The sequence below is a fragment of the Candidatus Methylacidiphilales bacterium genome (genome assembly GCA_030054035.1).
Taxonomy (GTDB): domain Bacteria; phylum Pseudomonadota; class Gammaproteobacteria; order JASGCS01; family JASGCS01; genus JASGCS01.
This window is the reverse complement of record JASGCS010000002.1, coordinates 118,849-140,925: the sequence shown is the minus strand read 5'-3', so window position 1 is coordinate 140,925 and position 22,077 is coordinate 118,849. Positions and strand designations below refer to the sequence as shown.

The following is a 22,077-nucleotide window of genomic DNA, read 5'->3' as shown; positions in this document are numbered from 1 at the left end:
CAATATGATGACTATTAGTGGACTGAATTTTTTTTGCCAGGTTTAATATTTAAGGGTAATGTATTACTACTAGAAGGGTTTTGAGGCTCTCCTTTAATAAACTGTTCATTTTTACCATCTTTTACAACTCGTTTAAAGTCCACTTCAAGATTTATCGGATTGATCAAAAGTGGCTCGAAACCTGCCTTTTGGGTAAAGTCTGAAATTGATTCTCTTAAGTATGGAATTAAGGCATTAGGACAGAGGCTATAGATTATTTTTTGTACTTCTTGTTCACTTAAAGTAGATGCTTCGATGCTAAATAAACCAACTTGTGTAAGGTTTAATAAATACACAGTTGAGCCTTGAAAATCAGCTCTAATGTTTGCAAGTAATTGAAATTCAAATTCTGTCTCTGAAATATTCCAGAGCTTGGTGTTTAAATTCATATCAATTTGCATTTTTAAATTTTGCGTTTTGAAAAAACGAATTGGATCAGGCGATTCAAGTAATACCGTTCGGAGAAAAGTTTTGTGAAGACTAACTAAAGGCGTAGTATTTTTAGGGGCAGGATTATTAGGTGAAGTGCTATTTTGAACAGAGTTATTTTCCATGTTGCACCGGTAAATGATCGGATTCCCACGACTGTAGGCCACCTCGCATGCTATACACCTGTGAGAACCCAAGTTGTTTTAACTGTTCCGCTGAAGCTTTTGAACTGACTCCAAATTGACAGTATGTTATAAGTGGCTGTTGTTTGTATTTTAGTAAGAGGGGCTCTTGTTTTTGTAAATCTGCAGCATTGACATGTATTGCATTAGTGATATGTTTTTTCTCAAAATCAAGCGTGCTTCGTATATCTATTAGAATTGCTTGATCTTGATTCATCATGCGTACAACTTCATAAGGCGATAAAAGCGGTACACTTTGTTTTATTCTAAAATATTCAAAGGTGAGTAGTATTGCCAAAAAAAATAGTAAACTGCCTATTAATAAATAATGGTTTGAAATAAATGTTATCATAGCTGTTTACAGAGGTTAGTTTGATTATATCATTATTTTATAAAATTATTTTATCTTTTGTGCTATCGGTAGGGTTAGCCTATACGTCGTTTGCTGAAAATGCAGATTATCAAAAGCAAAAAAATAAGATTGAATCTGAGATACGAATGCAGAATAAGATTTTGAGCACGACTGAACAAAAATATTCAAGTGAACAAAAGAAAATACTAATTATGGAAAAACAAATCTCAACTTCCATCTATGAAATTGAAAAATATAAAATAAATAAATTAGTATTAGAACGTTCGGTAGAAGAATTACAGCTTGAAATTGCCAAAAATGATGCAAATTTAAATTATCATAGAGAGCGGTTAAAAAAAATAATAGTGTTACGATGGGGGTTGCTTTCTCGGGGAATTTCTTCTAATGCAATAATATATTCTTCTAGCAATAGCCCATCACAGTATAATTTACAAAGCGGGACACTTGCTTATTTAGCTAAACAAGAGGCGTCAAGCATTGAGCAAGTAAAAATGATACGAACTCGTCAAAATCTACTTCATGAAAAACAATTAGCTTCATTAGGTGGTATTAAAAAAAATGAACAAAACTACGCAGATAAATATAACCAAACTAGATCGTCGCTATCTGAAAAATTAACTACAGTAAAAAAACTAGCAACTATGATTAACAATCAAAAAAAACAAATCCAAGAAAAAAATAACGATTACAACAGAATTATATCAATTATTAAAAAAATAGAACAGGAAAAACGAGCGGGTTTTACAGGAAGCGGCACCAATGGCTTTTCCGCGATGCGTGGTAAGTTGCGTTGGCCAGTAGTTGGAAAAATAATACAACAAGGTTCAAGTGCTATAGGGGTGGGGGTTGAAATATCGGTTGATAATGGGAGTTATGTTAGTGCGGTATATGATGGCAAAATTGTATTTGCTGATGCGTTTCCTGGTTTTAAAATGTTAGTAATTATTGAACATGGTGATGGGTATTACACACTATATGGTTACAACCAAAGTATTTTTAAGTTAGAGGGTGATAAAGTTGCTGAGGGTGAAGTGATTGGTATAATTGGTGGGAGCTATGGGCTTTCAGAATTGTCTGAAAGAAAAACTAAAAACATAGCATATTTTGAAATAAGAAAATCAAGTACTTCTGAAAACGCAGTTGCTTGGTTGCGGAAAATACGCTAACTAACTTATAAGACTAAGTTTTTCTAATCTGAGGAGGCCATGTTTTGTTTTTCACTTCCTCCGGACTAGTTGGTCTAGGTAATGTAGCGGTATTTTTATTGACTTTGACATAGTCGCCATGTCCTAGTCTTCCGAGCGCGTTAAATAATGAAGTTTTTGGAATCATATTAGCATCTACTAGTGCGTCATCGATATGCATGCAACGAACTTCAAAAAAAAATACATCGTTAGGTTCATTTCCTATTAGTTCGTGTTTAACTACCTCGCACTCCATAGCCAATGGAAGTTCTTTTATCCTGTATGGTTTGACTATCTCAGAAGCAATAGGGGTCAATCCAACTTCATTAAATTCATTTATTGATTTATCAAAATCGGCCGAAGATAGCACAACATGGTGTAAAAAATCTTCTGTGGGTATGTGAATAACCGCTTGGGGCACTTCAAGTAAGTTGTTAGCGGTATCTTTTCGCTCGCCTTTTCTACGGCCAATACTTACCATTAAGGTGAGCGGGTCATTAGTGATTGCATTAAAAAAACTAAATGGGGAGAGGTTGGGTTGGGAGTCTTTGTTTAATGTACTAACCCAAGCGATGGGTCTTGGAATGATTGAAGCAATAGTTAAAGCATAACTATGACTGCGTTTGAGATCTTGTGGGTTGATGAGCACTTGGAAATACTACTGAGAAAGGAGCTCAGGCTGTATGATGCCACTGTATATTTTCGTTAGCCACAATGGTCTTTTTCGCAGGTAAGAAGAGATAGACGAATGATTTTTAGCATTTCTGATAATATCTTGAAATAATTCTAAGCCAGTGCTTGATAACATTGATTGAAAGATGGCGTCAGTTTGTGCGTAGCTAGGTGGTTGAAGCGGGTCAATAGCATAATCCTTGTTATAATTTTCACTGAATTGAAATCGACTGTGGTATAGTTTGGATATATCCGCAACTAAGTTCAGATACCAATTTGGAAAATTATCTCTCAAGTCAACTGGGAGGTTAGCTTCTGTTGTTGAATTGTTTTGCGAAGATAGAGAATCGAAACTTTCTTTAGCAGCCTCACTTTCAGTCTTTTTTAGATCAGTGCCATCTGTGGCTGCAGGCTTTGCGTCGGTTTCGTTTTTCATAGCTTGGGTGGTTTTTTTATCCTCTACTTCCTTTAAGCTATCAACCAATTGTTGGTTTGATCGTTCTTTTTCAGCCTCTGTTGTGGTTGTCGGTGTGGTTGAATGAAGATTAGAACTGGCAAGTCCTTTTTCTACAGTTGAGCTATCTCTAAATTCTAGAAAATATTGGATAGCAGTGCAGATATCTAAATCACAATCGTCAACAGCCTGTTCCAATTTATATTTTGCTTGGTAAAAGGCCTCATCGGAGGTTGCGTTTGAATTAATTTCTATATCTTTAATATTTTTTAGTAATGCAAGCGCTACTGTATTGATTTGCGCTTCAGCGTCGTTTAAGATTCTGTGATATTGATTGTCTAGTTCCTGTAATTTCTTAGAATCAATGAGACTTAGTTTGAGATTCTTCCAGTCAGAGATAGTACTACTTGGGCTAACTTCAAATAAATTAGAAGGGTATTTATACATTTGCAAAAAGACAGAATTAAGATACAGTTCAGTGTCCAGTAAATTTCTATTTTGGTGTAATGCTGTTGCAATTTTATTGTCATCAATACGATTACCGAATATCAACCGTTTATCTGTGAGGGGTAAGCATGGACGACGATTTTTTAGTGCAGATGCACAGGCGACTAAATAGGCATTAAGCGCACCATCGGGATACAATTTCTTACTCACATCAAAAACATCTTGCCCTTTTTTATTCCAAGCATTAAAATTAGCACCGGCATTAATCAGGGCGTAGATTATAATTGGGTCAGGATTATGCATGACTGCTAGCAATAAAGGAGTATTACCATCTATATCTTTTGCCTCTACTTGAGCGCCACTTTGCAATAAAGCTAGGGTAACTTCAGAGCTTTGATTGAACTTGGCGGCCATATGGAGTGGAGTTTGTAATTTGCCATCTCTTGATAACACATCACCACCTGCGCTTATTAAGGACCGAATATAAAAATGATTTTGACTTCTCGCCGCTAAAAGGTGGAGTGCGGTGAATTGCGATTTATCACGCGATAGTGAATTAAAACCCGAACTGTTCAATGAGTAAAAAATAGATGGCTCGTTATTATTTAAAGCAGCAAGGTGATAGGCAGTGTGTCCGCTTTCATTCCTGATATCAACTTCAGCCTTTACTTCAGTAAGTATGTTAATAATCTCTCCATTCGCACTTACTGAGGAGGCAAGGTTGATTGGATTATCCAAACTTGCCAATCTTTTGTATACCATGGTAGGAAATTTAGTTACCAACAATTTGACTACTTGGGGATTTGGATTTGTGCTAATGGCATAATGGATCAGGTCGTTTTTTTTAGTATCTTGAATTGAAAGTGTGGTATCAGCCTCAAATAATGAGAGAATCAGATCCACCACCTCAATATTTTGATTCCAGGCTAATAAAAGATGGAGAGGAGTCTCACCAAAACTACCAATAGTTTCAGTCAATGATTTTTTGTTAATTTCGCCGATAGCAATTCTAATTTGTGCTTCCTCCTTAGTTAAATCTCTCCAATATGCTCGGTCGATTATCAATGGCTTAAGTTCTGCTGGCGTAGCCACCACTACTGAAGGATCCGGCTGTTGCTCTCCTTTCAAATCTGCTTGAGTTTCTGGAATTTTATCACCCTTGGTTTCTGGAATTTTATCACCCTTGGCTTCCGAAACTTGAGGTGCGATAACCTTCTTTTCTTCCTTAGAAATTTTCTTTTTCTTAACCTTGGTTTTTAAAGATTTTTTAACTGGAGTAGCTGTTGAGGGGGCTGTAACGGGAGCGGACGCTTTTGGCCTATCAGTATTATTAGAATTTCCTTCCTCTACCGCATAAACACTGCTAAAATTTAGCAATAGTCCTAGTACTAATGTTAGTACAAATGTCATAATTATACAATTTTACCATAATACTATGTTTTTTAAGAGTCAATCACTTTTCATTTGGAATATGTCTTACCAACCTAGCTAAATTTAAAATGCATTCTAAAAAACTAATTGGTCCGTAAGAGGCAGATTATCTAGATTTAACATGGTAAAATGGACAGCATGCGTGGTTTGTTTAGAAATGCTTTTATGAGCAATAATATGATATTTGCATTGTGGTGTTTAATGACATTAGGAATTAATGCTCAGGCTTCACCAGTACTTGATAATGTGGCTGATGGCACAATAAATGTATCAACATCTATAAATTCTTCTGGTTCAACTGACACTACCATAGTTCAAACCACTAATCAAGCCACTGTTTCGTGGAGAACTTTTGATATTCAAGCAACAGAGTCAGTTAGGTTTACTCAACCTAGCGCCAATGCAATAATTTTTAATAATATAACTAGCGAAAACCCAACACAAATTCTTGGGACAATTGTTGCTAATGGAAGGGTGGTGCTGAGAAACGCTAATGGTTTTTATTTTGGTGTTAACTCGTCCGTGTCCGCGCATACCTTTATCGCTATTGCAGCTAATGAGACCACTGCAGCGTGGAGTGCGGTAAGTAATTCAGTTAATATTACTAACTATGCTGGGCTGACTGGTAATATTACCGCTTTGGGTAGTTTTAATAACACACAAACTTTTTTAGTTGGAAAAAAAATAGAGATAACTTCTTCTGCACGAGTCCAAACCCCTAGTAATCAAAGCGCATTATTTTCTATCAGAGCTAATAGTGATATTAAAATATCTGGTGCTGTTATTCACCCACGAGGAGTGATAGATATTTTTTCTAATTCTGGCGAATTGCAAGTTACTAGTTCAGCAACATTGTCTGGCGGCCAGGTTAGTGTGAGTGCGAATAATAATGTAGAAATCGCACCAATCGTGTCTGTTACTAACAGCCTGGCTGTTACATCAGCAAATGGTTCTGTGGGCTCGTCCATCGTTCCATTGAGAGTTGAACTTGGCACAATTGCACTTACAAGCGAAAACTTAAAGGTTAGTGCAATCGGTGGGAATATTTTTCTTGCTACAGCAAATGCCAGTCAGACCGTAAATCAATTATTAAATACAAGCATCACTATTTCAAACTCGTCTGTCTTGTCCCTTACCCAGACTAATGGAGATCTAGTCTTAAATACTGCGTTTACTCAAAGAAGAAATGTTAATTTAGAGTTGTTTGCTTTAGATGGCAATATCTATGGCTCGGTGCCTATATCCGCTCAGGCTTTAACATTGGTTGCCTATAAAAATATTGGTAATCCTAATGGAACGCCAATATCAGTAGATGTTGATGGCGCTACATTAATCGCAGAATCTCGCATTGGAAATATATCTCTTGAGCATCAAAAAGATATTGGCAGTTTGTTTGCTGGCACATTATCTGTTATTAACAATGGTGTGATAAAACTTAGCCAAACCTATGGCACGGTAGTAGTCAAAAATTCTGTAACCATTGCCGCGCAGTTATTGATAGAATCTAAACAGGGTAACATTATTATTTCCTCACCAATTACCGTAAATGCACTTACTTTAAGTGCTCCTTATGGTGCAATTACTGCGAGTAACTCTATCATTTCTCCAAATGTAACTCTTCGCTCAGGTGGCGCAATCGGTACTAGCCGCGATCCAATATCACTCATAGCGTTTGATTATGACGCAGTTATTTTTACTAAAATTGAAATAATCCAACCTCGAGGTCAGTTTAGCTATGTGCAATTTGAATCAGATGCGAGCAGGTTATTTTCATTGATTAAAAAAAGCCCTGGTACCACTATGAGAGTTACTCAGCAGATAGATCAAACTGTCATAGAAAAATTTATTAGTATTCCTAAGAAAAAAGACGATACCTTTTTTGTTCAATTATTTAATATAGCACTATCAGTATTAGGAACTGACTGTGACGATACTGCCGATGATTTCGTGTCATTTTTTGAACAGGCCTGTCGAAATTTTTAGTCAAATATACACTTGCTATAGTGTGATGATGGTGGTGCCGTTGAGAAGAATCGAACTTCCGACCTACTATTTACGAAACAGTTGCTCTACCGACTGAGCTACAACGGCATTGCTGTATTGTACGGTAAACTAGTAATTATACTATGAGCTCGCTCCCTCTTAACCCTGAACAACAAATTGCGGTTGAGTTACCAGTTGACCAACATGGGCTAATACTTAGTGGCGCTGGAACTGGAAAGACTAGAGTGCTAGCCTACCGCGTCGCTCATCTCATTATGAATGGAGGATTACGATCTAATGAAATTCTTATTTTGACCTTTACTAACAAGGCGTCACGAGAAATGAAACACAGAGTGCGTTCTTTGCTTGGTGGAAATATCTCATTGCCTTGGGCTGGCACATTTCATGGGGTGGGAAGAAAATTTATAGAAAAGCATACTGCCGAATCTGGATGGGAAAAACCATTTCAAATTATGGATAGCCAAGACCAGTTTTCTTTTATAAAAAAATTACTTTTAGAGCAATCTTCACAAACTCCAGAAAAAGAAAAAATTAAAGGACTGCAGTTTTTTATTAACAAAAATAAAGAGAATGGTTATCGCGCTCATTCCATTCCTGCCAATGCGTTGCAAAATTATGAGTATCCTCTAGTCCCACTTTACAAAATCTACGAAGCTAGAACAAAAGAAAATCGATTATTGGATTTTGCAGAATTAATTTTGAAACCAGTAGAGCTATTTAAGCAAGATGCAATTGCAAATCATTATCATTCTGTTTTTAAGGCGATCCTTATTGATGAATTTCAGGACACCAGTCCACTTCAGTATAGTTGGTTGCGATTTCTCTCTAGAGATGTCATTCCCATGTTTGCGGTTGGAGACGATGATCAATCTATTTATGGTTGGCGTGGAGCCGATGCCAAGGTATTACAACAATTCCATGAAGAGCTTAGAAATGTCAAACTAATAAAACTCGAACAAAACTACCGATCTAATGCCACAATATTAAGTTTAGCCAACTTTTTGATTTCACATAATAAAAATCGCTTAGGCAAAAAACTTTGGACGGAGCGCAAGGATGGAGAGTTTGCAAAACACCTAGTTGTAAGTAACGAACATAGTGAAGCCAAAAAAATTGCAGAACGCATCCAGGCCTTATTACAACAAGGAGTTCCAGCAAATGAAATTGCTGTGCTTTATCGTTTAAATAGACTTTCTAGGCTAATAGAGCAGCAAGTGTTACAAAGAGGTATAGCGTGTGAGGTGTATGGTGGAGTTAGTTTTTTTGCGCGAGAAGAAATTAAGAATGCTCTAGCGTATATTCGTCTTGCCCGCAACCCCCATGATATGGTTTCCTTTGAGCGGGTAGTCAATGTGCCGATGCGTGGTATTGGTGAAAAATCACTTGAACAAATCAAAACCTATGCCAGGGATCACGCCTGCAGCGACTACACCGCTCTAAGCCAATTAGTTGCGGGCAGTCAGTTACCCCCGCGTGTGCTTGCCAATGCTAAGACATTTATTGATGGTGTCGCTGAATCTATCAAAGAAATTGCCACTACTCCTCTTGCCTATTCAGTCAAGTCAATTATTACAAGAAGTGGGTTGCTAGATTATTACAAGGAGAAGCAAAAAAAATCACATCTTGATATTGATCGAATTGAAAATATTGGAGAGTTAGTTAGTGCAGCTAAAGACTATGAACGCGATCAGCAAAGTGAGTTTGGGTTAGAGCCAGGCGCATTGGCGGATCTCTTTTTAGATAAATGTGCACTTGGTGATTCAGACAACGAAACCGCTACGAGTGAAGATAAAATTAAGTTGATGACGGTGCATGCAGCTAAAGGGCTTGAATTTAAGGCAGTGTTTATCGCTGGAATGGAACATGGCACATTTCCTCATGCAGGATTTGAAGGAGAGATGGATTTAGAAGAGGAGAGAAGGCTTTGTTATGTTGCAATAACCCGTGCGAAAGAACAACTGACTCTAACTTCTTGTTTGAGTAGAACTATATTTGGAAGCCATCAGACTTCAATTGCTTCTTGTTTTTTTAAGGAATTGCCCGAACAACTAATTGTCACATGTCAAGAACTAGATGAGATTACTCATCAATCTCGACCTACACATTATTCATCTGAAAATGCCACTTCAAAAAACCATACTAGAGTTCGCCACCCCTTGTTTGGCATTGGATTGATAATTGAGACAAAAGGAGAAGGGGATGATTTGCAGGTATTAGTTCGCTTTGATAAATTAGGCAGTCGTTGGCTTATGGCGAAGTACGCTAATTTGCAAAAGCTTTAAAAACACAAAAACATTATTAGATATAATAGTGCGTAGGTTCAAATATGATAACAATATATCTTCAATTTACAATTTTCGCGCTGATCTTACTCGGCATTATTTTTTATCACAAACATTCCTTATTAATTGCTACTGGTGGCACCGTTATGTTACTATGCTTCACTGTGGCAGCGTCTTATTTACAGTTAATTCCATCATTTTCTGTGATTGGGCATGTCTATGAGCATGGACATTTACTCATAAATATTTTTGCATTGTTACTAGGTTTTACACTTCTGGCAAAACTCTTTGAAACTAGTGGAGCGGTTAGCTACATCCATATGGTGCTTCCTAATCACTGGATTGGGGCTTTTTTATTATTATTAATTATTTTTCTTCTCTCAGCGATACTTGATAATATTGCCTGTGCAATTTTAGGAGTGGTAACTGCTAAAATTATTTTTAAAGATAAACTCCATCTTGGCTATTTAGTTGCAATCGTGGGCGCTAGCAATGCTGGTGGCGCGGGGTCGGTTATTGGAGATACTACTACTACTATGCTTTGGATAAGTGGGATTCCGCCTTTAGAATTAGCTAAAGCATTTCTACCTGCATTTGTTGCGCTGTTTATCTTTGGTCTTCCCTTGAGTTACAAACAGTATTATTACCAAGCTATGTCATTTAATCTGAGCGACAAACAATCTTTTAAGCTGAAAAATATTTTAGGAGTGGCGTTCTGTATAGTCTGTATTTTTATTGCCAATCTCTGGGATTTACCGGGGCTTGGATTGTGGATGGGGTTAGGACTTTGTGCAATTTTTATCTCACTGCAATGGAGTTTACTAAAAGACTCATATAAGGAAGCTAGCTTTTTATGCCTTCTCATTATTTCTGCCACAGTTTTGCCAACCAATTTTTTACCACCACCGACTGTGATGTCTACCTTGCTGGTAGGGGTATTGTCCGCCTTTTTTGATAACATCCCACTTACCTCAATAGCGATTAAGCAAGGCATCCAAGATTGGGGGCTACTGTCTTTTTCACTAGGGTTTGGTGGGTCAATGATGTGGTTTGGTAGCTCAGCAGGTGTGGCAGTTAGTTCACTTTTACCTGAGGCTAAAAACTCATTGCGTTGGATGCTGTATGGCTCGCTTCTTTTCATCGCATTTTTAGTTGGGTGTGCTATTTATTTGATAGTTTTTGGCTTTGAAGCGACGCATGTATCTACTTATGGAGTAATTCAATGAGTGCTTTTATGATAATTAATGCCCAGGTATGGAAGTATCAATGTGTTGTGGCAGCCATTGCTACTACAGTGGTATTAGTAATATCAGATAGCACCTATGCGCTCGCTTTTGGATATGGTAGTGGTATTGTGCTCCTCGGACAACTTTCGGTGTGGTGGGTGCAAAACAGAACAGAACAACTGAAAAAACAAGGTATTATTACAGATCAGACCTCTGAATACAAGAGAATGCAGTGGGCGTTATTTATCAAGTATATTACTATTATAGTTTTATTTGTGATAGCTTGGAAAAGCGAAAAATTGATATCGCACCCATTGTCAATTATTTCTGGGTACATGCTCATGGTTATTTCTGTGATGCCCATACACTACCTTATTCATAAAAACACCACCAAAGAAACCACTGAAGACTTTGGTGATTCTAATTAGTTAACTTGAAAAAGTAGTATTCAATGTTGTATAATAAATAATTAATACATAACTTGAATGTGCATGAATGCGACGCAATGACCACAAAGGTTAATTCAAGTCTTTAGTATTTTTTTATGGCATCATCAATCTCAAATTCTTCACAAAGTATTACTCAAAGTGAGTATATTAAACACCATCTGCAAAATTTGGCGTATGGCAAATTCCCCGATGGGCACTGGGGTTTTGCTACTACCGCAGAGCAAGCTAAACAATTTGGATTTTGGGCTATACATGTTGACACTATGTTCTGGTCAATCGCCCTTGGGATGATTTTTCTATCTGTATTTTATTTTATTGGTAGAAGAGCTATTAATCATGGCCATTTAACTGTACCGAATGGTATGTGGAATTTCTGTGAAATGATGGTGGAGTTTGTCAATAACTCCGTGAAGAGTTCTTTTACAGGAAGAAGCAGTTGGTTAGCCCCTTTTGCTTTGGTGATTTTCATGTGGTTAATTTTAATTAATTTAATGGATTTAATCCCAGTTGATTGGTTGCCTGTTCTTGCAGGCAAATTTGGGCTTCTTTTATTTAATGTAGACCCCCATCAAGTATTTTTTAAGGTAGTTCCAAGTACTGATGTTAATGCCACATTTGGCATGTCGCTAACGGTATTTATCTTAATCATTATTTTTAGCATTAAAGAAAAAGGATTGGGGGGGTTTGCTAGCGAACTAACTTTACACCCGTTACATTCTAGTAATCCAATTGCAAAAATATGCTTAATCTTGCCAAATTTTTTCTTAGAGGCTATAGCCCTCCTTGCTAAACCCCTCTCACTTTCCTTGAGATTATTTGGTAATCTCTACGCTGGGGAATTAATTTTTATCCTCATTGCATTGATGTATTCTGGCTCGCTAGCGATTTCGATATTTGGTGGAGCCTTGCAATGGGCATGGGCGGTTTTTCATATTCTTGTCATTGTGCTTCAGGCTTTTATTTTTATGACTCTAACAATAATTTATATGGATGGGGCTTATCGAAAACACTAATCAAATAAATAACAACAACTAACAACAACTATTAATTATTAACTCAAATATAAACTAAAGGAGAAATTATGGAAGAAGCAGCACAAGCAGTACAAGCAGTACAACAAGTAGGAGAAATCGTAACAGCAAATGGGGGAATGCGAGAGTTGCTTTATTTGTCTGTGGCAATTTTGCTCGGGTTATCTGCACTCGGAGTAGCTATTGGAGTAGCGTTATTGGGCTCCAAATTTTTAGAAGGCATCGCTCGGCAACCTGAGTTGCTCCCAATTTTACGAACGAATTTTTTTATCGTGATAGGTCTTTTGGACGCGTTGCCGATGATCGGAGTTGGAATTTCTTTGTACATGCTTTTTACTTTGTAAACTCAATAATAAGTCAATACAAACACAGCTCTACTTAGTACTATGAATATAAATCTTACACTCATCGGGCAGTCAATCAGCTTTCTGTTGTTCACTTGGTTCTGTTGGAAGATGGTATGGCCTAATTTCGCTCAGTTACTTCAACAAAGACAACACGCTATTGAAGCAGGTATTAAAGCAGCTGAGCAAGGTCATCGTACGTATCAAGAGTCACAATTAAAAGCCGAAAAAGAAATCGCTCTTGCTAAACAAAAAGCAAACGAATTATTACAGTTTGCAAGGCAGAATGCTACTCATATTGAAGAACAAGCCAAACTTCACGCATCACAAGAGTCAGCTAGAATTATTACTCTGGCTCGTTCAGAAGCAGAGCTAATGCGCGAGCAGCTAATGAATGATTTACGAGGAGAAGTTGGTGAGCTCGCGGTGCAGATTGCAGAAAAAATTATTCAAGAAAAAGTTAACGCAAAACTTCACAACAAACTAATACAAGATTTAGTTCAACAATTGAAATAGTACCAAATAAACATGGCAGAAAATAAATATGAAAGATAAAACAGATATAATTCCCACTACAGAACAAGATAAACAAAACCTAAAGTTAATGTCTGACCGTAATCACACAATGCTCTATGGGAACATTGCCCTCCCTTATGCTCGGGCAATATATGATATTGCCGCCGAAGCAGATAGTTTTGATGTTTGGAGTGAGGAGCTGGGTCTTGTAGTGCATGTTGCGAGCGAGCCTCCAGTGCGTCGTTTACTTGAGAACCCTTTGATTCCTAGGCATGATATTGTCAATTTTTTTGTAAAGGTATGTCAGGATAATATTTCCATTGAGCTCAAGAACTTTCTTTTTCTACTTGCAGATAATAACAGACTACAGCATATTGTTAGAATTGCCATCGAATTTGAACGTATGAAGCGAGGTAGAGTTGGGTCAGTGCCTTTTGAAATCAATACTGCTTTTCCACTTACTGAATCACAAAAGAATCTGATAGCTAGTCGAATCTACTCTGTTTTTAATAAAAAACCTATCTTGACTGAAGTTATTGATCCCCTTTTAGGTGCAGGAATTGTTATCAAAGGCAAGGATAATGATATTCTCATTGATGGTAGTTTAAAGAAAAGAATCAAAGAAACTGCAAAAAAATTAAAGAATAAGAAAAGTTCCAAAAGAAAATAATGACTCTAGCAAAACAGGAGAAGTAATGAAGCAATTAAAAGCAACTGAAATCAGTAAGCTGATTAAAAAACAAATAGAAGACCTAGAGTTTAAGTCAGAAGTAAAAACGGTAGGCATGGTCATCGGTGTATCAGATGGTATCGTGAGGATATATGGTTTACAACAGGTCATGCAAGGTGAAATGTTGCTCTTTGAAGGAGGAGAAATTGGATTGGCACTTAATCTGGATAGGGATAGTGTTGGTGCGGTTATCTTGGGAGATTATTTACAAGTTGTTGAAGGACAGACTGTTACCTGCACTGGTAAAATTCTTCAAGTGCCAGTGGGTGAAGAACTACTCGGCCGAGTAGTTAATATCTTGGGTGAACCTATTGATGGCAAAGGAGAAATTGCTACTAAAAAAACTTCCCCGATAGAAAAAGTTGCCCCTGGGGTAATCAGCAGAAAATCGGTTAATCAGCCCATGCAAACTGGAATTAAGGCAATTGACGCGATGGTACCAATTGGACGGGGACAGAGAGAGCTCATTATTGGTGATCGTCAAACCGGTAAAACTGCCATTGCAGTAGATACGATTATTAATCAAAAAAATACAGGTGTGTTTTGTGTTTATGTTGCTATCGGTCAGAAACTATCCTCAGTTAATCAAGTAGTAAAAAAATTAGAAGAACATGACGCTCTCAAGCACACAATTATTGTTAGTGCTTCAGCATCTGAATCAGCGGCCTTGCAATTTCTAGCCCCCTATAGCGGTTGTGCCATGGGTGAATATTTCATGGATTCTGGCAGGGATGCGCTTATTATTTTTGATGATCTTACTAAACAAGCCTGGGCTTATCGACAGGTTTCCTTGCTTCTGCGCAGACCTCCTGGGCGTGAAGCCTATCCGGGCGATGTCTTTTATTTACACTCGCGTTTATTAGAACGCGCCGCTCGTGTCAATGAAGATTATTTAGAAAAAATTAGCCAAGGTACGATTAAAGGAAAAACTGGATCACTTACCGCTCTTCCAATTATTGAAACTCAGGCTGGAGATATCTCTGCGTTTGTTCCAACTAATGTTATATCTATTACTGACGGCCAAATATTTTTAGAAACTGATTTATTTAATTCTAATATCAGGCCAGCAATTAATGCAGGGTCTTCTGTCTCTCGTGTGGGCGGAGCTGCACAAACCCCAATTATTAAAAAACTTGGAGGTGGAGTTCGCTTAGCTTTAGCGCAGTATCGAGAATTAGCGGCATTTTCTCAGTTCGCTTCAGATCTAGATGAAGCAACCCGAAAACAACTTCAACGCGGGCAACGAGTTACCGAACTTATGAAACAGAAACAGTACCAGCCACTCAGTGTAGCACTCATGGCCTTCTCACTTTTTGCAGTGGAACGCAACTACCTGGATGATGTAGCTTTAGAAAAAGTTGTTGATTTTGAACATGCGTTACATGGATATCTAGAAACTAATCAAGATCAACTTTTAAGCGAAATTAATAACAATCCTATTTTTGATAAAACTGTTGAAGATAAAATGCATTTGGTTCTAAAATCTTTCAAACAAAAATGGGTATAAAAATAATCTTAGTTAACTAAGGGTCTACTATGGCAGGCGGAAAAGAAATCAGAACCAAAATCAAAAGCGTTAAGAATACGCAAAAGATTACCAAGGCAATGGAAATGGTAGCGGCCAGCAAGATGAGTAAAGCCCAGCTTCGTATGTCAATGGCTCGACCTTTTGCAGAAAAAATAAAGGAAGTTGCTATACATATCTCAACGGCCAATCCCGAATATAAACATCCGTTTCTCAGCCATAAGAAAACTGTCAGTAATAAAATTGGCATAATCCTCATGTCTACAGATCGAGGATTGTGTGGTGGTTTAAATAGTAATCTATTTAGAAATCTTTTTAAGTTTACCCAAGCCCTCCATCTAAATACTTCAGACTGCCATGTTGCGGTGATTGGTAATAAAGGTGGTGCGGTATGCAGAAGACTTGGGATGCAAGTTAATGCTCAAGTTACTGGGCTTGGCGATATCCCTGATCCTGAAAAAATAGTTGGATTAGTGCACAGCATAAGTGATTTATTTGTTCAAGAAAAAGTGGATAGGGTGTATCTCGCTAGTAATAAATTTACCAATACCGTAAGTCAAACGCCATGGATTCGCACCTTACTTCCTTTCACGTTGTTACATGATAGCGAGAGTGGTAGTGTTGCAAACCCTCAATTAGCTTCTAAGTTACCTTGGGATTATATTTATGAACCTAAAGCGAAAAATATATTAGCAATGCTAATGCCTATGTATCTTCGCTCCATAGTTTACCAAGCGCTGTTAGAGAATATTAGTTGTGAGATGGCCTCTAGGATGGTCGCCATGAAAAACGCCACAGACAATGCAAAGTCTCTCATTGAAGAATTGCAACTTAAATATAACAAAATACGACAGGCAAGTATTACCCAAGAAATTTCAGAAATTGTAGCAGGAGCATCTGCCGTTTAACATAAAAAGGAAGGATTAACAACCATGAAGGCAATCAAAAAAAATAATAAACCAGTAGCACAAAAAAAATCCATCGGTAGCAATCAAGGAGAAATCATTAGTATTATTGGTGCAGTTCTTGATGTTAAATTTGATACTGATCATGTGCCCCATGTTTATGATGCGCTTAGCGTAGATGATACTGATTTAATTTTAGAAACCCAACAGCAACTCGGTGATGGCATTGTGCGATGTATTGCTATGGGAGTCACAGATGGATTAAGAAGGAGCATGAAGGTTACAAATACCAAAAATCCTATTCAAGTACCTGTAGGTAAGGCTACACTTGGTAGAATTATGGATGTGTTAGGTAGACCTATTGATGAGCTTGGGCCGATTAAAACTCAAGATCGCTTACCAATTCATAGAAAAGCACCAGTGTTTACTGATCTAGCGCCCAGTACAGACCTCTTAGAAACTGGCATTAAGGTAATTGATTTGATTATGCCAATTGCAAAAGGTGGCAAAGTAGGTTTATTTGGTGGTGCTGGAGTTGGAAAAACAGTTACCCTGCTTGAATTGATAAGAAATATTGCTATAGAGCATTCTGGCTACTCTGTTTTTGCCGGAGTGGGAGAACGAACCCGTGAAGGTAATGACTTCTACCATGAAATGAAAGATTCCAATGTGTTAGATAAAGTCTCACTCGTCTATGGGCAGATGAATGAACCTGCTGGCAATAGACTGCGTGTCGCGCTCTCTGGGCTAACCATGGCAGAATATTTTAGAGATGAAGGCAGAGATGTACTTATGTTTATAGATAATATTTACCGTTATACCTTAGCCGGAACCGAAGTCTCGGCACTGCTTGGAAGAATGCCATCTGCGGTTGGCTATCAACCCACCCTTGCTGAAGAAATGGGTGTGTTGCAGGAAAGAATTACTTCTACTAAAACTGGGTCCATTACATCATTTCAAGCTGTCTATGTTCCCGCTGATGATCTCACCGATCCATCTCCTGCCACTTCTTTTGCTCATTTAGATGCAACGTTGGTTCTCTCTAGACAGATTGCTGAACTAGGTATTTATCCTGCAGTTGATCCGTTAGATTCAACTTCGCGTTTACTTGACCCCAATATTGTTGGAACAGATCATTATCAAACTGCAAGACAAGTGCAGGGTACTCTACAACGCTACAAAGAACTCAAGGATATAATTGCCATCCTTGGTATGGATGAGCTCTCAGAAGTAGATAGAAATACAGTCGCTCGGGCACGAAAAATTCAAAGATTTTTATCCCAACCATTTAATGTTGCAGAAACTTTCACCGGCCAGCCTGGCAAGTATGTCTCGCTTAAGGATACTATTTCAGGATTTAATAAAATTGTTCAAGGTGAATTAGACCACTTACCAGAACAAGCATTTTATATGGTTGGAACTATAGAAGAAGCTATAGAAAAAGCAAAAACGATTGCCTAATTAAATAATGAGCAAACTACAAGTTTCAGTTGTTTCAACCCAAGGTATTAGCTATCAAGGAGTTGCAGATACAGTAGTGGCAAATGGTACTTTAGGTGAATTAGGTATAATAAGTGGGCATACTCCATTACTTACCTCTCTCAAACCTGGGCCGATTCGCGTGCTGAATGATCAAGATGAGCACACCTATTATGTTAGTGGAGGTGTTTTAGAAATTTCTCACAACCAAGTAACCATCCTTGCTGACACTTCAATCTCAGCTAAAGACCTTTTAGAGCATGAAATTCAAAAAGCAAGGGAAAATGCTAAAAATCTTATGGCACAAAAACTCAGCAATGAAGAATACGCTAAAGCTAAAGCAGAATTAGTAAACACCGCCGCGCAACTTGCCACTCTGCGTGCATTACGTAAACTTAAATAATTGGAATGGTAATAGTTACGGAAGTGAATGAAGTTTCATTTCTGATACTTATTCCACTACCTTCACCATAGGCAAGTCTTAGTCGTTCTTTGATATTGCCAAGTGCAAATTGGTTGCCACTAGTGGATTTGGGTATATTATTACTGACACGCACTTCATTTCTCACCTCTACTATCAATCGTCCTTTGGTTATTGAGCTGTGGATGGAGACTTTTCCACCCGATACTGATGGCTCAATCCCATGCTGAATTGCATTTTCCACTATTGGCTGTAAGATAAATGCAATTAACCCAATTTTTTTATGGTCCTCTGCAACTTCTATGACGATCTGCAATCTATCTTGCAAACGAATTTTTTCTAAAAATAAATATCGTTGCACTAACTCTAGTTCAGTGCCTAGGGTCTCCTTTTCAGATGGATTGAACGAAGAGCGAAATAGTTCGCTCATGGCATAGACCATTTCAGTTGCGACTTTGGGTTTGTTCAAGATCATTTCATTTAAACTATTTAAGCAATTAAACAAAAAGTGAGGCTGAATTCTCGTTTGCAATGATTGGAGGCGGACATTTTGACTAATCTTGATATGTTCTTCCCAAAGACACCGTAGATAGAGTGCACGGAGCATAATGCTCACTGCGATTCCAGTAATTATTGTATAAGTAAAAATATCAAACCAAATCCCGTCATCTAAGAATGCAAACAGGTAATAAGTAACCCACACACTTATCGCAGTAACTAAGCTACAGGTCACATAGACAATTAGACACTGGCTTAGTAATGTGCCTGAACGAAGATGGTTAGATTGCATGCACAATAACCAGCAAGAAAGCACTACCACCGTTACATAAGTAAAGAGCGTGACTGATAGCCTGCTCCAGAAAATCTCGCTTCCTCCACTAAGCACGACTAGAAAAGCAACTAAGCCAGATGTTAATAATAGAGGAAACAAGACTCCGTATGAGCAAAAATTAGGAAATCGCAATCGAAAAGAAGTAACTTCAGCTACCACATTAACATTATAACCTGTCGTATTGTTATATAATAATGAAAATCAATGTATATTTCAAAGATAAGGATTGGAGTTATAATTAGTTTCTTGGCGTTTACTTTAACTACAAGCTACGCCGACTCACCCTATGCTCAGTTTAGTTTTTTATCTAATGCTGAGTCATTTGATTTTAAGAATAGTTTTATTAACCCAGATTCGGGAAATTCCAGGTTTACTAAGTTTATCAATTTAGAAAATAGAGAAAGTGCTTTTGGGTTTTCTTTTGGTTTTGGAGAATTTATAGGCAATACTTCTCGTTTTGAATGGAATCTAGAGTATTTTCCTACTAATGATAATTTGTTTAATAGTGAAGGGGATATTACTTTATCTTGGGGAGATCTTGCTGGTCCTACCTACAATGCCAAAGTTGGTTTTTCCAGAACTAGCACGACCTTTAATTTCACTATGGGTTTAAGCGATGATCCTGAGTTTCTCCCTTATATTATGCTTGGCACTGGTATATCTGTGCTACTTGCCACACCTACGAAAAATAATATAGTGCCAAAGTCTATTATTGACGCAGCTAAATTTACTTTTTATACCATTAATTTTGGAGTAGGCATAGAAGGAACTATTGATGAATATTGGACGATGGATATTGGATATAGAGTTCAGCAATCTTTTTATTCAATTGGAGCTACTTTCAATCAAAGCGTTAATGTGAGCATTAATAAATACAACAATTCAGGATTTTATTTGACTTTTCGACGAACCTTTGATAGAAGGTAATCAAAAGCAGCTGTAATACTGTATACTATAAAAAAAGTAATGAACTTACGTACGATCTTTTTTGCTTGGCTTGATAATTCTATTAAAGAAAAAGAATATAGTGAAACACAAACAGAATTAAAAGATTCCATTGATTGGATTAGAGTGGTTCCTTTTATTATTTTACATGTATCGGCACTTACCGTCTTTGTGGTGGGATTTAGCTGGCCTGCTTTTTTTGCATTTATTTTAATGTTTAGTCTTCGTGCTTTTACTCTGACGGCATTTTACCATCGTTATTTTTCCCATAAAACATTTAAGACTAGTAGGGTCGTACAGTTTATTTTTGCGTTCATTGGCGCCACTGCAGTGCAACGCGGTCCGCTGTGGTGGGCGTCACACCACCGAAAACATCATGTTGTCTCTGATACTAAAGATGACTGTCATTCACCAATCAGTAACAGTTTATTCTGGAGTCACTGTGGGTGGTTTTTATCTAAAAAAAATTTCTCCACGGATTATAATTTAATTAAAGATTTTTGTAAATTTCCAGAGATTAAATTTATTGACCGTTTTGATATTATCGCACCTTTATTATTAGCTATTGTATTGTATGTAATTGGTGAAAGTTTTTTTAATGCGGGGTGGCAGTTTTTGGTTTGGGGCTTTGTTCTCTCCACTTTATTTTTATACCATGTAACCTTTTCGGTTAACTCTATCTCTCATTTATGGGGAACAAGACGATACGTAACCAAAGATTTTAGTAGAAATAATCTCCTCGTTGCAATATTGGCCTTTGGAGAGGGATGGCATAATAACCATCATTATTATCCAGCTTCTACCAGGCAAGGCTTTTATTGGTGGGAGATTGATATGTCTTTTTATATTTTGACATTCTTATCTTGGTTTGGTATCGTGTGGGACATTCAAACTATCCCTAAAAAATTGCGCGAAAGCAATAAACGAAGTTAATTTCAAACTATGAAGGTCGCCATAATTGGATCTGGTATTTCAGGATTAATGCTTGCCCATTTACTCCACAAAGATCACAGCATTACTATTTATGAAAAAGAAAATCGTATTGGTGGGCATGCACACACTCAAGATGTTACAGTAAATGGCAATACCGTTTCAGTAGATACTGGATTTATTGTTTATAACCAAACTACCTACCCATTGTTTACTGCGTTGCTTTCCAATCTTCAAGTGCCGAGTGCGAAAAGCACTATGAGCTTTAGTGTGTTTTCGCGTAAGGAAAATTTTGAATATTGTGGTTCAAATCTAGCTACGTTATTTTCACAGAAAAAAAACCTATTAAATAAAGAGTTTCTTTGCATGCTCTATGAGATAATAAAATTTAATCGCCAAAGTAAACGATTGGTATCAACACATGCTGATCTTCCCTTGCAAGATTTTCTAAGAGAATACAGATATTCAGATTATTTTATCTCAAAATATTTATTTCCTATGTGCTCTGCGATTTGGTCTACCGATTTAGCAACCATTGGTACCTATTCAACTTCTTTTGTAGTTAATTTTTTTCATAATCATGGATTATTATCATTACATAGCCGGCCACAATGGTTAACTATTCCCAACGGGTCTAAAAATTATATTAACACTTTAATTAAACCTTTTGAGAGTTCTTTTCGGTTGTCTAGCCACATCACTACTATTCAACGAGATGACGGTGGAGTGATTATTAATACTAACGATGGTGCAAATCGTTATGACTATCTTTTTTTCGCATGCCCAAGCGATCAGGCTCTGGCACTACTTGCCTCACCCACTACTCGCGAAATTGAAATTTTATCTGCGATTAAATTTCAAACTAATACTGCTACACTGCATACTGATAAAAATCTTATGCCAGTTAATAAAAATAATTGGGCAGCTTGGAATTATAATATTGATAGCGCACGTCAAGTATCAGTTACCTATCATATGAATCAGTTACAACCATTAGCTACCACTCAGCCTCTTTTTGTCAGTTTAAATTGCTCGAATGTTATTAAGCCCGAATTAATAATATCAACTACACAGTACACACACCCATTGCTTACCCTTGATGCGATGCACGCAGTTAGTAGGAGAGATGAAATATCTGGACCTAATCGTACCTATTATGCTGGAGCATATTGGGGAAATGGGTTTCATGAGGATGGTGTTCGTAGCGCATACCAGGCTGTCAATTCATTCACTCGTTCAAAGTAATC

The 22,077-nt window shown here is 37.4% G+C and carries 21 protein-coding genes and 1 tRNA gene; 16 read left to right on the top strand and 6 right to left on the bottom strand.

Going from position 1 to position 22,077, the window contains the following annotated elements; genetic code table 11:
* Positions 1 to 14: 14 nt before the first annotated feature.
* Positions 15 to 593 (bottom strand): protein-export chaperone SecB, encoded by a 579-nt coding sequence (locus QM538_02975; GenBank protein ID MDI9347445.1) that lies wholly within the window; start codon positions 591 to 593, stop codon positions 15 to 17.
* Positions 583 to 948: a rhodanese-like domain-containing protein gene (locus tag QM538_02970; protein ID MDI9347444.1), complete on the bottom strand. Its 366-nt coding sequence runs from the start codon at positions 946 to 948 to the stop codon at positions 583 to 585. The genes QM538_02975 and QM538_02970 overlap by 11 nt, the downstream gene beginning before the upstream one ends.
* Before the next feature lie 74 nt (positions 949 to 1,022).
* Between QM538_02970 and QM538_02965 the strand changes: the two genes are divergently transcribed.
* A complete protein-coding gene (locus QM538_02965; protein MDI9347443.1) occupies positions 1,023 to 2,189 on the top strand; it encodes a peptidoglycan DD-metalloendopeptidase family protein in 1,167 nt (388 codons plus the stop codon).
* Between the two features lie 13 nt (positions 2,190 to 2,202).
* Here QM538_02965 and QM538_02960 read toward each other — a convergent pair whose 3' ends face one another.
* Together QM538_02960 and QM538_02955 are read right to left on the bottom strand one after the other, a co-directional pair.
* Complete coding sequence (locus QM538_02960) at positions 2,203 to 2,856, bottom strand: flavin reductase family protein (protein ID MDI9347442.1); 654 nt, start codon at positions 2,854 to 2,856, stop codon at positions 2,203 to 2,205.
* A 9-nt stretch (positions 2,857 to 2,865) separates the two neighbouring features.
* A complete protein-coding gene (locus QM538_02955; GenBank protein MDI9347441.1) occupies positions 2,866 to 5,190 on the bottom strand; it encodes an ankyrin repeat domain-containing protein in 2,325 nt (774 codons plus the stop codon).
* Positions 5,191 to 5,349: 159 nt separating this feature from the next.
* On the opposite strand from QM538_02955, the gene QM538_02950 reads away from it, so the two are divergent.
* Complete coding sequence (locus tag QM538_02950; GenBank protein MDI9347440.1) at positions 5,350 to 7,194, top strand: filamentous hemagglutinin N-terminal domain-containing protein; 1,845 nt, start codon at positions 5,350 to 5,352, stop codon at positions 7,192 to 7,194.
* Between the two features lie 32 nt (positions 7,195 to 7,226).
* Here the strand turns inward: QM538_02950 and QM538_02945 are convergent.
* Positions 7,227 to 7,302: transfer RNA gene (locus QM538_02945), tRNA-Thr, on the bottom strand.
* 35 nt (positions 7,303 to 7,337) lie between these two features.
* On the opposite strand from QM538_02945, the gene QM538_02940 reads away from it, so the two are divergent.
* The 11 genes from QM538_02940 (at position 7,338) to QM538_02890 (ending at position 18,105) form a co-directional block, all read left to right on the top strand.
* A complete protein-coding gene (locus QM538_02940; protein ID MDI9347439.1) occupies positions 7,338 to 9,497 on the top strand; it encodes a 3'-5' exonuclease in 2,160 nt (719 codons plus the stop codon).
* A gap of 44 nt (positions 9,498 to 9,541) precedes the next feature.
* Complete coding sequence (locus QM538_02935) at positions 9,542 to 10,723, top strand: hypothetical protein (GenBank protein MDI9347438.1); 1,182 nt, start codon at positions 9,542 to 9,544, stop codon at positions 10,721 to 10,723.
* A gap of 8 nt (positions 10,724 to 10,731) precedes the next feature.
* Positions 10,732 to 11,151: an ATP synthase subunit I gene (locus QM538_02930; GenBank protein ID MDI9347437.1), complete on the top strand. Its 420-nt coding sequence runs from the start codon at positions 10,732 to 10,734 to the stop codon at positions 11,149 to 11,151.
* A gap of 116 nt (positions 11,152 to 11,267) precedes the next feature.
* Entirely contained in the window at positions 11,268 to 12,185 is a 918-nt protein-coding gene (gene atpB / locus QM538_02925; GenBank protein ID MDI9347436.1) for a F0F1 ATP synthase subunit A, read from the top strand.
* 137 nt (positions 12,186 to 12,322) lie between these two features.
* Entirely contained in the window at positions 12,323 to 12,547 is a 225-nt protein-coding gene (gene atpE / locus QM538_02920; protein MDI9347435.1) for a F0F1 ATP synthase subunit C, read from the top strand.
* Between the two features lie 42 nt (positions 12,548 to 12,589).
* Complete coding sequence (locus QM538_02915; GenBank protein MDI9347434.1) at positions 12,590 to 13,063, top strand: F0F1 ATP synthase subunit B; 474 nt, start codon at positions 12,590 to 12,592, stop codon at positions 13,061 to 13,063.
* Between the two features lie 28 nt (positions 13,064 to 13,091).
* Positions 13,092 to 13,733 (top strand): F0F1 ATP synthase subunit delta, encoded by a 642-nt coding sequence (locus QM538_02910; protein MDI9347433.1) that lies wholly within the window; start codon positions 13,092 to 13,094, stop codon positions 13,731 to 13,733.
* Positions 13,734 to 13,758: 25 nt separating this feature from the next.
* Positions 13,759 to 15,300, top strand: coding sequence for a F0F1 ATP synthase subunit alpha (atpA, locus tag QM538_02905; GenBank protein MDI9347432.1), 1,542 nt, complete (start codon positions 13,759 to 13,761; stop codon positions 15,298 to 15,300).
* A gap of 29 nt (positions 15,301 to 15,329) precedes the next feature.
* Complete coding sequence (gene atpG, locus QM538_02900) at positions 15,330 to 16,226, top strand: F0F1 ATP synthase subunit gamma (protein ID MDI9347431.1); 897 nt, start codon at positions 15,330 to 15,332, stop codon at positions 16,224 to 16,226.
* Positions 16,227 to 16,250: 24 nt separating this feature from the next.
* On the top strand, positions 16,251 to 17,684 hold the full coding sequence (atpD, locus tag QM538_02895; GenBank protein MDI9347430.1) for a F0F1 ATP synthase subunit beta: 1,434 nt from the start codon (positions 16,251 to 16,253) through the stop codon (positions 17,682 to 17,684).
* Between the two features lie 7 nt (positions 17,685 to 17,691).
* Complete coding sequence (locus QM538_02890) at positions 17,692 to 18,105, top strand: F0F1 ATP synthase subunit epsilon (protein ID MDI9347429.1); 414 nt, start codon at positions 17,692 to 17,694, stop codon at positions 18,103 to 18,105.
* Here the strand turns inward: QM538_02890 and QM538_02885 are convergent.
* Complete coding sequence (locus QM538_02885; protein MDI9347428.1) at positions 18,098 to 19,114, bottom strand: histidine kinase; 1,017 nt, start codon at positions 19,112 to 19,114, stop codon at positions 18,098 to 18,100. The two genes, QM538_02890 and QM538_02885, sit on opposite strands and share 8 nt — an antisense overlap.
* A 45-nt stretch (positions 19,115 to 19,159) precedes the next feature.
* Between QM538_02885 and QM538_02880 the strand changes: the two genes are divergently transcribed.
* From QM538_02880 to QM538_02870, 3 genes are read left to right on the top strand one after another with little or no spacing between them, the layout of a single operon-like run.
* Complete coding sequence (locus tag QM538_02880; protein MDI9347427.1) at positions 19,160 to 19,882, top strand: hypothetical protein; 723 nt, start codon at positions 19,160 to 19,162, stop codon at positions 19,880 to 19,882.
* Positions 19,883 to 19,921: 39 nt separating this feature from the next.
* A complete protein-coding gene (locus tag QM538_02875; protein ID MDI9347426.1) occupies positions 19,922 to 20,833 on the top strand; it encodes an acyl-CoA desaturase in 912 nt (303 codons plus the stop codon).
* A 9-nt stretch (positions 20,834 to 20,842) separates the two neighbouring features.
* Positions 20,843 to 22,075, top strand: coding sequence for an FAD-dependent oxidoreductase (locus tag QM538_02870; protein ID MDI9347425.1), 1,233 nt, complete (start codon positions 20,843 to 20,845; stop codon positions 22,073 to 22,075).
* The last annotated feature ends 2 nt before the right edge of the window (positions 22,076 to 22,077 follow it).

Bases quoted from the DNA above. Each gene is read 5' to 3' on its own strand.
- QM538_02975 (MDI9347445.1), bottom strand. From the start codon at position 593: ATGGAAAATAACTCTGTTCAAAATAGCACTTCACCTAATAATCCTGCC.
- QM538_02955 (MDI9347441.1), bottom strand. From the start codon at position 5,190: ATGACATTTGTACTAACATTAGTACTAGGACTATTGCTAAATTTTAGC.
- QM538_02950 (MDI9347440.1), top strand. From the start codon at position 5,350: ATGCGTGGTTTGTTTAGAAATGCTTTTATGAGCAATAATATGATATTT.
- QM538_02940 (MDI9347439.1), top strand. From the start codon at position 7,338: ATGAGCTCGCTCCCTCTTAACCCTGAACAACAAATTGCGGTTGAGTTA.
- QM538_02935 (MDI9347438.1), top strand. From the start codon at position 9,542: ATGATAACAATATATCTTCAATTTACAATTTTCGCGCTGATCTTACTC.
- QM538_02930 (MDI9347437.1), top strand. From the start codon at position 10,732: ATGATAATTAATGCCCAGGTATGGAAGTATCAATGTGTTGTGGCAGCC.
- atpB (MDI9347436.1), top strand. From the start codon at position 11,268: ATGGCATCATCAATCTCAAATTCTTCACAAAGTATTACTCAAAGTGAG.
- atpE (MDI9347435.1), top strand. From the start codon at position 12,323: ATGCGAGAGTTGCTTTATTTGTCTGTGGCAATTTTGCTCGGGTTATCT.
- QM538_02915 (MDI9347434.1), top strand. From the start codon at position 12,590: ATGAATATAAATCTTACACTCATCGGGCAGTCAATCAGCTTTCTGTTG.
- QM538_02910 (MDI9347433.1), top strand. From the start codon at position 13,092: ATGAAAGATAAAACAGATATAATTCCCACTACAGAACAAGATAAACAA.
- atpA (MDI9347432.1), top strand. From the start codon at position 13,759: ATGAAGCAATTAAAAGCAACTGAAATCAGTAAGCTGATTAAAAAACAA.
- atpG (MDI9347431.1), top strand. From the start codon at position 15,330: ATGGCAGGCGGAAAAGAAATCAGAACCAAAATCAAAAGCGTTAAGAAT.
- atpD (MDI9347430.1), top strand. From the start codon at position 16,251: ATGAAGGCAATCAAAAAAAATAATAAACCAGTAGCACAAAAAAAATCC.
- QM538_02890 (MDI9347429.1), top strand. From the start codon at position 17,692: ATGAGCAAACTACAAGTTTCAGTTGTTTCAACCCAAGGTATTAGCTAT.
- QM538_02880 (MDI9347427.1), top strand. From the start codon at position 19,160: ATGTATATTTCAAAGATAAGGATTGGAGTTATAATTAGTTTCTTGGCG.
- QM538_02875 (MDI9347426.1), top strand. From the start codon at position 19,922: ATGAACTTACGTACGATCTTTTTTGCTTGGCTTGATAATTCTATTAAA.
- QM538_02870 (MDI9347425.1), top strand. From the start codon at position 20,843: ATGAAGGTCGCCATAATTGGATCTGGTATTTCAGGATTAATGCTTGCC.